Origin of the sequence: Histidinibacterium aquaticum, from assembly GCF_008710275.1 — a bacterium.
Classification (GTDB): domain Bacteria; phylum Pseudomonadota; class Alphaproteobacteria; order Rhodobacterales; family Rhodobacteraceae; genus Oceanicola; species Oceanicola aquaticus.
On the sequence record NZ_VYQE01000001.1, the window covers coordinates 320,204 to 332,613 of the forward strand.

Sequence of the window (12,410 nt, forward strand, 5' to 3'; positions counted from 1 at the left end):
CCAAGGAGTCGCCCATGCCTTCCACCGCTACCGGACCACTGTTCATCGGCCTCGACATCGGCACCAGTTCCGTCAAGGCGCTGATGGGCGGCCCCGGCGGTGAGCGGGTCGACAGCTACGCGGGCCGCCATGCGACAGCCCGGGAGGCCCCCGGCATGGCGGAGCAGCACCCCGCCGACTGGATGCAACACGTCGAGGCCGCTCTGGCGCAGTTCGCCATCCATCCGCGCGCCGGGGAGGTTGCCGCCATCGGCATCACTTCGCAGGTCAACACGCATGTCTTCTGCGATGCGGATCTCGTACCGCTGCACCCCGCCCTCACCTGGCAGGACACGCGGCCCGCCCCGCAGGCCGAGGCGCTCGATGCGCGGTTAACGGCGGAAGAGAAGACGGCGGCCCTCGGGGCCCCGATCCCGATCGACGCGAGCCACGCCCTCTCTCGCATGGCGTGGATGGCCGAGCGCCACCCCGACCTCTGGGAGCGGACGGAGCATGTCCTGCTGCCCAAGGACTTCGCGATTGCGCGTCTCACGGGCGAGACGACGGGCGATCCGATCTCCGCCGTGGGCCTCGTCGGCCCCGAGCTGCGCTACGCCGAGACTGTCCTGGGCCTCGTGCCCCGGGCGCCGGACCTGCTGCCGCCCCTGCGCGATCCGCTGGCGGTCGCCGGGCTCGTGGCAGCGGGGCCCTTCACTGGCGTGCCGGTCGCCTCGGGGACCATGGACGCCTGGGCCGGCATGTTCGGCCTTGGGGTCACGTCCGAGGCCACGGCGATGTACCTCTCCGGCACCAGCGACGTCATCGGGCTCATCTCCTCCAAGGGCTCCGGCACGGCGGGGATCATCACCTTCCCCGAGTGGCGCGGCATCACGCTCCACGCCGGCCCGACGCAGTCCGGAGGCGGCTCGCTCTCCTGGCTCGCCTCTCTCCTGCGGCGCGACGTCTCCGAGCTCGGGCCCCTTGCCGACAAAGCCACGATCCACCGCCAAAGCCCGCTCTTCCTGCCGCATCTCGACGGTGAACGGGCCCCGATCTGGGATCCGTCCTCCAGGGGGTGCTTCTCCGGTCTCACGAGTTCGACCGGTGAAAGCGAGATCGCGGCCGCCGTCATGGAAGGCGTCGCCTTCTCGGCACGGCTCGCGATGGAGGCGGTGGAAGGGGCCGGGGACCGACGGATCGAGATGTTCCGCCACGGCGGGGGCGGCGCGGCCTCGGACACCTGGTGCCAGATCCGGGCCGACACGCTCGGCCGGCCCCTGGAAAGGGTCGCCGAGCCCGACACCGGCGCCCTCGGCGCATTGGTCATCGCGGCCGTGGCCTCGGGCGAGCTCGCGGATCTCGCCACGGCGGCGGCGTCCCTCGTCGCCACCGACCGCACCTTTCACCCCGACCCCGAGCGCAGCGCCCTGGCTGACGCGCGCTTCGCGGCCTTCCGCGAACTCTACGCGGCCTTCGGCAAGGTCAATCGGCTCCTCGGCTGACGCCTTGCCTGCGCCGCGGGATCAATCGTCCTCCTGCGGTGCATCGGTCGTGCCGGGATCGATCTCCCCGTCTCGTGCCGCGCCCGTATCGGTCGAGACGGGCTCCGGCCGGTCGTCCCGCGTCTCCGCGATGCGTAGCTTGGTCGAGGTCCCGTCCTTCGCCTCGCCGAAGTAGATGGTCTGGTGCGGGAAGGGGATCTCGATGCCGCGCTCGTCGAAGATCTTCTTGAGCACCATGTTGTAGGCCCGGCCCACGCCCCACTGCGTCCCCGGCACGGTCTTGATCCGGGCCCGCAGCACCACGGCGCTGTCGCCGAAGCTGTTCAGGCCGAACCACTCCAGGTCGCCGAGGACGTTCGGGGACTGCTCGGGATCCTCTCTCAGCAGGTCGAAGGCTTCGAACATGGCCGCCTTCGCCTCCTCGTAATCCTCGCGGTAGGCGATGCCCATGTCCGCGACGTGGTAGGAGAAATCGCGCATGTAGTTCGAGACGAGATCCACCGACGAGAAGGGCACGATGTGAAACACGCCCTGGACGTCGCGCACGCTCACCGAGCGGACGGTGAGCTTTTCGACGGCGCCGGTGACGCCGCCGACGGTGACCACGTCGCCCACGTTGATCGCGTTCTCGAACTGGATGAAGATCCCGGTGATGATGTCCTGCACCATCTTCTGAGCCCCGAAGCCGATGGCGAGACCCAGCACGCCCGCGGAGGCCAGCAGCGGCCCGATGTCGAGGCCGATCTGGCTCAGAACGAACATCAGCGCGAGGACGACGATGGCGATGGTCGCGGCGTTCTTGAGCAGCGTCAGCAGGGTCGCCTCCCGCGCGGTCGCCACGGTCCCGACCTCGGGGTTGAGCCGGTAGTCGATCCAGCTCGTCATCGCGAGCCAGATGCCGAAGGCCACCAGCAGCGTGAGCAGCACCCCGATCACCGTGCCGGTCGCCCGCGCGCCGATCTCGCTCGCCATCCACCCGCGCAGGTCGATGCCCCCTAGGATGTCGAGCACGATGACGGCCGCGACGGCCAGGATGACCAGCCGCAGCACCGAGAGGGTCTTCGGCACGAACTGGTTCAGACGTCCTTCGAGGAGCGGGAGCTTCTGTCCGAGGTCGGGCGGAACGGCGATGCCGCGCGCGACCGAGCGCGCCAGCATGCCCGACAGGAAGATCCCCAGAAGCAGCACGAGGGCGATCTTGCCGGAGCCCGCGAGGACGTCGAGCACGACTTCGATGGGTCGCGTCAGCGCCACGATCAGCAGGACGGCGAGGAAGACGAGCGCCTGCCAGTGCCAGTTCTGCGCGAGCGCCGCGACATTGCCCCGCGCGGTGGCGGGCTCCGGGCCGGTGACGGGGCGTTCGGTGGCCGTCCCGGCCGCCGGATCATCGTAGGTCTCCGCCGTGTCCGCGTCGGGGGCGGTCGCCTCCTCGCTTTCGTTGTCGACCGGAGCCGGGGCATAGGTCAGCTCGCGCATCATCCAGTCGGTGACGGGCTGCCGGTTCCGCAGCACGATCCCCGCAGCGTAAAGGATCACCGCCACGGTGATCAGCGCGCTCGCGCTGCCGCCCGCGGCGAAGCCCGCCGACTGGTTCAGGACCGGCACCACGAGCAGGAAGCCGTAGCCCAGGACGCTGACGATGATGCCGAGCCTCCGCGACAGGTAGCGCGAGGCCCCGTCCGACAGCGGCAGGAACCGCAGGTGCCCGGTGGAGGGTGACAGGATCAGGCGGACGACGACCTTGATGAGCTCCACGGCCAGGAAGGCGTTCAGGTAGAGAGACTGCAGGATGTCGATCTGGCCGAACTCTCCGACCAGCGACGTGATCGCGGCATAGCCCAGCGCCCAGGCCACGAGCACGACGAGGATATCGATCAGTCCCGATCCGAGGAATATCAGCAGCCTTCGCGCGAATCCTGCCGTCTCCGCACGTTCGCCCATCCGGCGGTAGAGCGGGATCGCGAGCCGCCGCAGCACCAGGTAGGCCGCGATTGTGACGACGATGGCGACCAGCAGCTCCTGGGCCGCGCCGAGCAGGACGCCGACCTGGTCGCCCGCCAGCCCGTCGAAGACCGAAGGCGCCGCGCCCAGCGATCGCCAGAGACCGGCCGCCTCTCCCGCGATCCTCTCCGCCGCGCCCTGCGTCAGCAGCGCGAGCCGCCGCCCGAGGGAGATCTCCTCCTCGGTGACGATATCCTCTGCGACGAGGGCCCCCTCGCCCGCGACGCGTTCGAGTTCCTCAATCAGCGCCTGCCGGGCCGCGTCGTCGGATAGGATGTCGATGAGCGCCCGGGCCGGGGTGCCATCGGTGGGCTGGGAGGCCGGATCGCCGCCATCCTGGGCCATGAGCTGGCCGGCGCAGGCGAGAGCGAGGAAGACGCTCAGGGCGACGAAACGAGCAAGCGGAAGGGTCGACTTTCCAAGGATCGAAAGCACGGCACGCCTCAAAATGGGGATGTTTCGGCGGATTTAGCCGATGCTGTAGCGGATCTCCAGCCGGTGCGCGGACCCGCGACGCTTCGCCCGGGGCCGGTCCCGGGCCCAGGCAACGGGTCCGCGCGCCGATGAAGGCACTTGTTAACCCAGCCGCGCTAGACCTCTCCGTGATCGATCCGCGGGCCTCACAGCCCCGCGCCATGTGGACACATCGCGGTCGGCCGGCCCCTCGGGGCGGGTCCCTTGCGCATCCGACCCTGGAGGGGGTGACGCCCCTTCACGGCCCACACCGTTCCTTCCCGACCGGAACGACAGCGACTTCGGCCCGACGGGCCTTCAGCCCGGCGCCACCCACGGCGACCCGGGCCAGACCCGCGTCCGCCTTCCCGTGCGACACGCCTTCGTTCCGCGCCGGATTCGGGGTAGAGGACGATGGATCGCGGAGTTCGGCCCCTGCCCCTCCGCCAGACGCATTGCCGGAGAATGTCATGCCCCGCGCCACCGCACCGATCGGTCTGTCCCTGTTCCTCGCCCTCCTCGCGGGCTGCGGCGCCGTCACCGGCGACCGCGTCGTCGTCTCGGGCGCCGGCCCCGAAGAGCTTCTGAAGCTGCGTGCGGGACCGGGTCTGGGCTACAGCGTGATCGCGGGCCTGCCCGACGGTACGAGCCTGACACGCCGGGACTGCGTGACCGAGGTGGGCCAGCTCTGGTGCGAGGTCTCCCTCGCGCAGGCCCCCGGCCTGTCGGGCTACGTGTCGGCCGACTACCTCTCCGAGGACTGAGCCACAGCCCCGTACCGGGGCCCCGACCCGGTTCGATCCGCCTTCCCTAGCGCGGCGTCGCCGAGGTGCGCCTGAAAAGGCTGAACTGGAAGGACTGCGTGCTCCCCCAGGGCGTTCGGTGCTTGTGAGAGCGGTGCTCCACCAGCGCGAAACCGTCTTCCAGCGCCTCGGCCAGGTCGGCGGGGCTGTAGCGACACACCGGGAGACCGCTGCAGGAGGTCGGCCCGTCCGGCGCGAAGGTGGCGATGATGGCATGTCCGCCGGGCTTCAGGGCCCTTTCCATGCGTTCCAGGTAGGCGTCGCGCGCCAGGGCGTCGACGAGGAAGTGAAACACCGCCCTGTCGTGCCACAGATCGTACTGGCGAGCGGGCACCCAGGTCGTGATGTCCGCGCAGAGCCAGGTGACCGACTCGCCGGCCGGCCCAAGCCGCTCCCTGGCCGCGGTGAGGGCGACCTGCGACAGATCGAGGACGGTCACGTCCCGGAGCCCCCGGTCGAGCAACGCCTCCGCGAGCCGCGAGGTGCCCCCGCCCACGTCGATGACCGAGGCTGTCGGCCCGATACCGGCCCGTCCGATCAGGTCGAGCGAGACCTCCGGATCGTCCTGGTGCCAGCTGAACTCGGCCTCGGACTTCTCACCATAGACGGCGTCCCAGTGTGTCCTTTTGTCATCCGTCACGTCTGTCTTCCCCCTCGGCCCCAAGGATAACACAGGTGCCCGAACCGAGTGCTGTCACTCCCGGCGGAGGCCGCCATGGGCGCATTCTCCGGGTCAATATTGAAATTGACACCCCTCGTCCGGCTGGGCTACGCAAACGTTTGCGGAGGAGGCTCTCGGCGGTTCGTGAAACCGCGGGAGTGCGTACAAGGGAGGTTACCATGAATATCAATCGACGTAAGGCCATGGGGCTCGTCGTGGGCGCGACGGCCGTGCCGCTGGTCGGCACCGGGGCAGCCCGAGCCCAGACGATGATCCGCCTGACGATGGCCTCGAGCCATCCGACGGTGCTCGCCTGGGTGGGTCCGCTGGAGACCGTCTGCGAGCGGGCCAACGCGGCGCTGGAGGAGCGCGGCTCGGAGTACCGCATCGACTGGACCCAGTCCTATGGCGGCCAGCTCTACGGCGCGGGTGAGACGCTCGAAGCGGTGACGCAGCTGATCACCGATGCCGGCTGGATCGGCGCGCTGTTCGAGCCCTCCGCCCTGCCGCTGCAGAACATCATGTACGCCACGCCCTTCTCGACCAGCGATCTGCGCGTCGCGGTCGAGACGATGAACGCGATGAACCGCGAGCTCCCCGCCATGCAGGCAGAGTGGGACAAGCACGACGTCATGTTCTTCGGCGCGAGCTGTTCGGACGGCTACAGCCTCTTCACCAAGGAGCCGCTGGACGACATAATGGATCTCCGCGGCCGCCGCATCGTCGGTGCGGCCTCCACGGCAAGCTACATTGAGCCGCTGGGCGCCGCGGCGATCAACTCCGCCCTGCCCGAGTTCTACTCGCAGCTGCAGACCGGCGTCGCCGACGGCGTGATCATCGTGGGCACCGGGGCCTATCCCCTCAAGCTGCACGAGGTCGCCCCCTACGCCACGCGGTCCGATACGGGTCCCTTCACCTTCGGCGCCTTCGGCATGAACAAGAGCGTCTTCGACGGCCTGCCCGAGGAGGTCCAGGAGGTCCTGGTCGAGATGGGCCAGGTCTATTCGGACGAGAACGCCAAGATCATCGAGGCCCGCGACGCGGCCGTCTGGGAAGCCTTTCCCGAGGAGGGCGCCACGGTGCGGGTCATGCCCACCGAGGAGAAGGTCCGCTGGGCCGAGGCGCTGCCGCCGCTGGGCAAGATCTGGGTCGAGGCGAACGAGGGGCCGGACGTGCCGGCGCGCGAAATCCTCGTCGAGTTCATGCAGCGTCTGCGCGATGCCGGGGCCGAGCCGCTCCGCGACTGGGCCGCCGACCTCTGACCTGACCTCCAACGGAGCCGCGGCGCGGCCCCACGTGGGCCCGCGCCGCGGCAAGGGGAGCTATCGAATGTCGACGATGACGGACGGCGAGCGCGGCTCGTCTCTCGGCCCGGTTCTCGCACGCCTGGACGGGGCGCTGGCGCGGGTCTCCTTCATGGGCACCGTGCTGACGGCGCTGGTCATCGTTTCGATGATGCTGCTCGTCGTCGCCGACATCCTCGGGCGAAACCTCTTCGAAACGCCGGTGCCGGGCGTCAGCGACTTCGTGTCCTACGCCATCGTGGGCTGCGTCTTCCTGCCGCTCGGTGCGACGATCCGCGAGGGCAAGCTGGTCCGTGCGGTCTTCCTCGCCGAACCGCTGGCCGCCGCGCGGCCGCGCCTGGCCCGGCTGCTGGAGCTGGTCTTCGGGCTCGCCGCCCTCGCCATGCTCTGGATCGCCGCCCGGTACCTCTGGGCGGACGCGCTCTCGGCCTGGCGGGAGGGGGAGTTCCTCGGCGCGGTCGGCGCCTACCAGATCGCCACCTGGCCGTTCAAGCTGACCGTGGCTCTCGGCTGCACGCTGGCCCTGGCCGAGCTGGTCGCCGGACTCGTCCGGACGGCCCTCGCGACGGAGGGAGGACCGGTGGCCCGAACCCTCGTCACGGTCCTTGCCGTGCTGGTATTCGCCGCGGCGATCTTCGGCTCGGACCAGGCCGCCGCCGCCGGGTTCGACCGGGTCGGCGTCGGCCTCGCGGCGCTCGCGGCGCTGCTGGTGCTGATCTCGCTGGGGATGCCGATCGTCTTCGGACTGATGGTCACCTCCTTCGTCGGCATCTGGCTGGTGCGCGACATGATCTTCGTCGCCGAGAACTCGGTCGGCATTTCCGCGGCCAGCGCCGTCCGGTCGCAGGGCTTCGGGGTCATCCCGCTCTTCGTGATGATGGGGCTGCTCCTGGACCGGGCCGGCGTGGGGCGCGACGCCTTCCAGATCATGGCGATCCTCGTGCGCCGCATCTCCGGCGGGCTCGGCGTCGCGACGGTGGGGGCCAACGCGATCTTCGCCTCGATCACCGGCTCCTCCATCGCCTCTGCCACCGTCTTCAGCCGCATCGCGGTCCCGCCGATGACCGAGGCGGGCTATTCCAAGCGCTTCTCGCTCGGCATCGTCGCGGGCAGCTCCGTACTGGGGATGCTGATCCCGCCCAGCCTGCTGATGATCGTCTACGGGCTGCTCTCCGAAAGCTCGATCGGCGACCTCTTCATCGCGGGGATCGTGCCCGGCCTCCTGCTGACGGCGGCCTTCGCCGCCATCATCATGCTCATGGCGCGCTTCGCGCCCGGGTTCGCAGGGGACACCCGCGCGGGCGGGCTCGATGATCCGCTCACCGGCGGGGAGATCGCGACGCGACTGCTGCCGGTAGTGGCCATCGTCGTGCTGGTGATGGGCGGCATCTACGGGGGCTTCTTCTCACCGACCGAGGCCGGCGCGGCCGGCGCGGCGGGGGCGCTTCTGATTGCGCTCGCGCGCAGGTCGCTCGACTGGAGCGAGTTCCGGCGGCTGGCGATCGAGACCGGCGCGATCACGGCGGGCCTGCTCTTCCTGATGATCGCGGCCAACATCTACGGCCGCATGCTGGCCATGAGCACGATCCCGAACGTCATGGCCGGCTTCGTGGCCGAGCTCGACCTGACCCTTGTCGGCCTCGCGCTGCTCTACGCGCTGATCGTGGTCGCCCTCGGCATGATCCTAGACTCGGTCTCGATCATGCTGATCGTCCTGCCGATTGCCCTGCCGATCATCGAGCCGATGGGCGCGGACCTCATCTGGTTCGGCATCGTCACCGTGATCGCCATCGAGATCGGCCTGCTGACCCCGCCCTTCGGGCTCAGCGTCTACGTCGTGAAGGGCTCGCTGCCCGAGGGCTACGCCACGCTGGGCGACATTTTCATCGCCGCGGCGCCCTTCGTCCTGACCATGGCCGCCGTCACCACGCTGATCATTCTCGTCCCGGGCATCGCGCTGGTGCTGTTGTAGCCGGCCTCCGGTCGCCCCTCATTGCTCGAAAGGAGATGCCGATGACCACCACACTGATCCGCAACGGCCTCGTGCTCACGCTGGCGGAGGGCGGCAAGCCGCTGCCCGGCCACGATGTCCTGCTGAAGGACGGCAAGATCGCCGAGATCGCGCCCGGCATCGAGAGCGAGGGCGTCGACGAGGTGATCGACGCCGAGGGCATGATCGTGATGCCCGGGCTGGTCAACGCGCATATCCACACCTGGCAGACCGGCCTGCGCGGCCTCGCACTTGACTGGACCGCCACGAACTACTTCCGTGCCATGCACGCGGGCCTCGCCGGGTTCTTCACCCCGGACGACATCCGCATCGCCAACCTCGTCGGCGCGCTGAACCAGATCAACAACGGCGTCACCACGATGGTGGACTGGCACCACAACAACCCCACGCCCGATCATTCCGACGCCGCCATCGACGGGCTGGAGGATGCGGGCATCCGGGCCATGTTCCTGCACGGCTCCGCGAAGCCCGACCCCAAGCCGGGGCAGAAGCATTTTTCCGAGATCCCGATGTCGCGCTCCGAGGTGGAGCGGCTCCGGAACGGCAGGCTCTCCAGCGACGACGCCATGGTGACGATGGGCATGGCGATCCTCGGGCCGCAGATGTCGGTCGAGGAGGTCGTTCTAGAGGATCTCGGTCTCGCCAAGGACCTCGACCTCGTCACGTCGATCCACCACTCCGGCGCCAAGATGCCGGCGCCCGAGGGCTACGTCCGCGCCGCCGAGGCAGGGCTGATCGACCGCCGGGTCAACGTGGTGCACGGCAACGAACTGACCGACCGGGATCTCGACATCCTCGTGGACAACGGCGCGACCTTCAACGTCACGGCCGAGATCGAGATGCAGATCTGCTACGGCGACCTGCTGGCCGGGCGCCTGATCGAGCGCGGTGTGCCCTTCTCCATCGGCACCGACATCGAGAGCGCCTATGCGCCCGACATGCTGGCCTGCACCCGCTTCACCCTGCAGGCGGAGCGTCACCTGACCAGCATGCGGCACAAGGACAAGACAGGCGAGCGGCCGCACCCGCAGCCGGTCTCGGTACGCCAGGCGCTGAACTGGGCGACCATCGAGGGCGCCAAGCTCGCGCGGCTCGAGAAGCGGACCGGGACGCTGGAGGTGGGCAAAGCCGGCGACGTGATCCTCGTTCGCGCGAACGACCTGAACATGTCCGGCGCCTTCGACCCGCACAACGCGGTCGTGGGCTACGCCAACCCCGGCAACGTGGACACCGTGATCGTGCAGGGCGTGGTGCACAAGCGCGGTGGCCGGATGCTGCGTGCGGATATCCCGAAGCTGCAGGAGGCCCTCGCAACCTCCGGCCGCCGCATCTTCGAGGAGTTCAAGGAACGCGCAGCGACTGCGGAATTCGCCTGAGCGACCTTGCGGAGCATTTGCCAGGGAAAGGGCACGCTCCGGCGCTGCCCTTTCCCTTTTGGCGGGCCGGAGAGGCGGTCAGTCGGCGAGAGGCAGGACCTCTCCCGTCGCCTGGTTGACGGTGAAGACGAACTCGTCGCGGGTGTCGCTATCGCCCCCGAGGATGCGGACCGGCACGGAGAGCGTCAGCCCCCGCGCGGGGTCGTAGCTGGCCGTCGCGTCCTCCACGTAGACCTCCGCGACCATGCCGTTGGAGGTGCGCTCGCTCATCACCGTGGTGCAGGCCCGGTTCGTGGCGATGCCGTCGTCCCGGGGGTCGGGGTGGAGGACACCGAGGAACGCGCCCTGCGCCACGTGGGGATCGACGTAGACCTCGAAGATCCGGATCGCGTTCTCCGCAAAGCTCCGCGTCCGCGTCTCCCAGGGCTCGACGATCTGCGTCACGTCCACGCGGTCCCCACAGGGGCCGACGACCTGGGCCGAGGCGGCTGAAGGACCAAGCAAGATTGCGGCGATAGCTGCGAGCACTCTGGTCATGGTGCCCCAGCCTACCGAATTTGGGCGGTCTGCCAAGACTTTCCGCGGAACGCCGGCCCCAGGTCAACGCGCCCGCATCGTACTGACCGCACTACTGCGGGAAGTGCGGGCGGTCCGTGTTGTAATGCGTCGAGAGGTAGTCGAGCACGATCTCCCGCTCGTCCTCGAAGAGCGGCTCCATCCCCTGCTCCTCGACCATCCACTGAAGCAACTCGTCCCAGCCCTCCCGGGTCTGGCCCTGCTGGGCCACGATCATCTCGGAGTGGCAGGCCGTGCAGATGTCATAGGTCAGCTCCGCCCCCTCGGCCGGGTAAAGCGCGCCGACGTCGCCGATATCGGACGCCGGATCCTCCCCCTCCTGCGCGACCGCCGGGAGGGTCATGGCGGCGGAGAGTGCCGCCGCCATGATGGTCTTCAGTGTCATTCCGGTCATGCGGCCCCCGCGCGGACGGCGACCTTGTGGTAGGAGTTGTTCAGGTAGCCCTTCGGGTTCCACTTGATGGCGAAAGGCTGCATCACCCCCTCGCTGTCGGTCGCCCGCGCCCAGACCTCGTAGTACCCGGCCTGCGGCACCGAGACATTCGCCCGCCAGTTCTGCCAGGCGCCGTCGTTCACGGGATCGTCGAGTTCCGCCTCCTGCCAGCTTTCGCCGAAGTCGGTGGTGATCTCCACCCGCTGCACGGTCCGGTCGCCGGACCAGGCATGGCCGCGCACCTCGAACTCGCTCCCGACCTCGGTATCCGTCTGCGGATGGGTGATGAGCGACTTGACCGGCATTGCGTGGATCGTCTCGAAGTCCTCGTTCGGCACGTCGGTTCCGGGAGCCACCGGGTAGGCCGGGACGCTGTAGGAGGGCGCCTCCATCTTGGCGCCGTCGTGCTTGTGGTCGAGCAGCTCGATGCGGGTCAGCCACTTCTGCGAGCAGGAGCCCGGCCAGCCCGGCACCACCAGCCGCAGCGGTGCGCCGTTCATCGGGTGGAGCGCCTCACCATTCATCTCGAAGGCGATCAGGATGTTGTCCGTCATCGCCTTCTCGATCGGCAGGCCCCGGGACAGGGGCGCCTTCTCGGGGTCGCCGGACAGGTGCATGTCCGCCCCATGGTGGCCGGTGTAGACCACGCTGTCCTGCACGCCCGCGGCCTCGAGCACGTCGCGCAGGCGGACACCCGTCCATTCCGAACAGGCGACCGCGCCATAGGTCCACTGGTTGCCCGACGCGGGCGGGTCGAAGAAGGCGCGCCCGTTGCCGCCGCATTCCAGCGTGAGGGCCAGGGTCACCACCTCGAAGCTGTCGCGCAGCTCGTCGATGGTCATCTCCATTGGCGAGTCGACCAGCCCGTCCACGGTGAGGGTCCAGCCTTCGGCGGAGGTGTCACCCGGGGCGATCCCGTTGTTGCGGATGAAATGCCGGTTGGTCGGCGTGATCGCATCGTCAAGCAGGTGCGCCGGTGTCTCCGCGTTGACCGGGCGGTCGTTCAGCAGCGTGAGACCCTCCTTGCCCTGCAGGGCCTCCGACTGCGCCAGCGCGCGCGTCGCGGTCAGCTGCAGCGGGATGCTGACGCCGAGGACGCTGCCGACCACGCCCAGGGCAGACGCCCCGAGAAAACCGCGCCGTCCGGTATCGGCCGGCCCCCCGTCGCTCTCTTGGTTGGCCGTGTCCGGCGCATCGGTACGATCCAGAAAATCACTCATGGCTGTATCCTCCCTAGGGAAAACCTACCACGACACATGCGATTCTCATAATGTTTCGTCGAGGCTCCGCGCACGGGTCGCCCCGGGGATA

General features: G+C 69.0%; 10 protein-coding genes. 5 read left to right on the plus strand and 5 right to left on the minus strand.

Annotated features, from left to right (window positions below; genetic code table 11):
- The first annotated feature begins 14 nt into the window (after window positions 1-14).
- Entirely contained in the window at window positions 15-1,481 is a 1,467-nt protein-coding gene (locus F3S47_RS01630; protein ID WP_150443475.1) for a xylulokinase, read from the plus strand.
- Between the two features lie 21 nt (window positions 1,482-1,502).
- On the opposite strand, the gene F3S47_RS01635 is transcribed toward F3S47_RS01630, so the two are convergent.
- Window positions 1,503-3,827: a mechanosensitive ion channel domain-containing protein gene (locus F3S47_RS01635; RefSeq protein WP_150444177.1), complete on the minus strand. Its 2,325-nt coding sequence runs from the start codon at window positions 3,825-3,827 to the stop codon at window positions 1,503-1,505.
- A gap of 578 nt (window positions 3,828-4,405) precedes the next feature.
- Here F3S47_RS01635 and F3S47_RS01640 point away from each other — a divergent pair.
- A complete protein-coding gene (locus tag F3S47_RS01640) occupies window positions 4,406-4,699 on the plus strand; it encodes an SH3 domain-containing protein (RefSeq protein ID WP_150443476.1) in 294 nt (97 codons plus the stop codon).
- A 46-nt stretch (window positions 4,700-4,745) separates the two neighbouring features.
- Here the strand turns inward: F3S47_RS01640 and F3S47_RS01645 are convergent, their stop codons facing one another.
- Window positions 4,746-5,378 (minus strand): class I SAM-dependent methyltransferase, encoded by a 633-nt coding sequence (locus F3S47_RS01645; RefSeq protein WP_150443477.1) that lies wholly within the window; start codon window positions 5,376-5,378, stop codon window positions 4,746-4,748.
- A gap of 200 nt (window positions 5,379-5,578) precedes the next feature.
- Between F3S47_RS01645 and F3S47_RS01650 the strand changes: the two genes are divergently transcribed.
- The 3 genes from F3S47_RS01650 to F3S47_RS01660 all read left to right on the plus strand — a co-directional run bounded on the left by F3S47_RS01650 (window position 5,579) and on the right by F3S47_RS01660 (window position 10,090).
- Entirely contained in the window at window positions 5,579-6,661 is a 1,083-nt protein-coding gene (locus tag F3S47_RS01650) for a C4-dicarboxylate TRAP transporter substrate-binding protein (protein ID WP_150443478.1), read from the plus strand.
- Between the two features lie 67 nt (window positions 6,662-6,728).
- On the plus strand, window positions 6,729-8,675 hold the full coding sequence (locus F3S47_RS01655) for a TRAP transporter large permease (RefSeq protein WP_223877679.1): 1,947 nt from the start codon (window positions 6,729-6,731) through the stop codon (window positions 8,673-8,675).
- Window positions 8,676-8,716: 41 nt separating this feature from the next.
- Entirely contained in the window at window positions 8,717-10,090 is a 1,374-nt protein-coding gene (locus F3S47_RS01660; protein WP_150443479.1) for an amidohydrolase family protein, read from the plus strand.
- Window positions 10,091-10,168: 78 nt separating this feature from the next.
- Here the strand turns inward: F3S47_RS01660 and F3S47_RS01665 are convergent, their stop codons facing one another.
- From F3S47_RS01665 to F3S47_RS01675, 3 genes are all read right to left on the minus strand, one after another.
- On the minus strand, window positions 10,169-10,627 hold the full coding sequence (locus F3S47_RS01665; RefSeq protein ID WP_191090044.1) for a hypothetical protein: 459 nt from the start codon (window positions 10,625-10,627) through the stop codon (window positions 10,169-10,171).
- 91 nt (window positions 10,628-10,718) lie between these two features.
- Window positions 10,719-11,051 carry an aldehyde dehydrogenase gene (locus F3S47_RS19250; RefSeq protein ID WP_191090045.1) on the minus strand — a complete coding sequence of 111 codons (333 nt, stop codon included), beginning with the start codon at window positions 11,049-11,051 and terminating at the stop codon, window positions 10,719-10,721.
- A 5-nt stretch (window positions 11,052-11,056) separates the two neighbouring features.
- Window positions 11,057-12,319 carry a sulfite oxidase gene (locus F3S47_RS01675; RefSeq protein WP_150443481.1) on the minus strand — a complete coding sequence of 421 codons (1,263 nt, stop codon included), beginning with the start codon at window positions 12,317-12,319 and terminating at the stop codon, window positions 11,057-11,059.
- Window positions 12,320-12,410 lie beyond the last annotated feature (91 nt).

Bases quoted from the DNA above. Each gene is read 5' to 3' on its own strand.
- F3S47_RS01630 (WP_150443475.1), top strand. From the start codon at position 15: ATGCCTTCCACCGCTACCGGACCACTGTTCATCGGCCTCGACATCGGC.
- F3S47_RS01635 (WP_150444177.1), bottom strand. From the start codon at position 3,827: ATGGCCCAGGATGGCGGCGATCCGGCCTCCCAGCCCACCGATGGCACC.
- F3S47_RS01640 (WP_150443476.1), top strand. From the start codon at position 4,406: ATGCCCCGCGCCACCGCACCGATCGGTCTGTCCCTGTTCCTCGCCCTC.
- F3S47_RS01650 (WP_150443478.1), top strand. From the start codon at position 5,579: ATGAATATCAATCGACGTAAGGCCATGGGGCTCGTCGTGGGCGCGACG.
- F3S47_RS01655 (WP_223877679.1), top strand. From the start codon at position 6,729: ATGTCGACGATGACGGACGGCGAGCGCGGCTCGTCTCTCGGCCCGGTT.
- F3S47_RS01660 (WP_150443479.1), top strand. From the start codon at position 8,717: ATGACCACCACACTGATCCGCAACGGCCTCGTGCTCACGCTGGCGGAG.
- F3S47_RS01665 (WP_191090044.1), bottom strand. From the start codon at position 10,627: ATGACCAGAGTGCTCGCAGCTATCGCCGCAATCTTGCTTGGTCCTTCA.
- F3S47_RS19250 (WP_191090045.1), bottom strand. From the start codon at position 11,051: ATGACACTGAAGACCATCATGGCGGCGGCACTCTCCGCCGCCATGACC.
- F3S47_RS01675 (WP_150443481.1), bottom strand. From the start codon at position 12,319: ATGAGTGATTTTCTGGATCGTACCGATGCGCCGGACACGGCCAACCAA.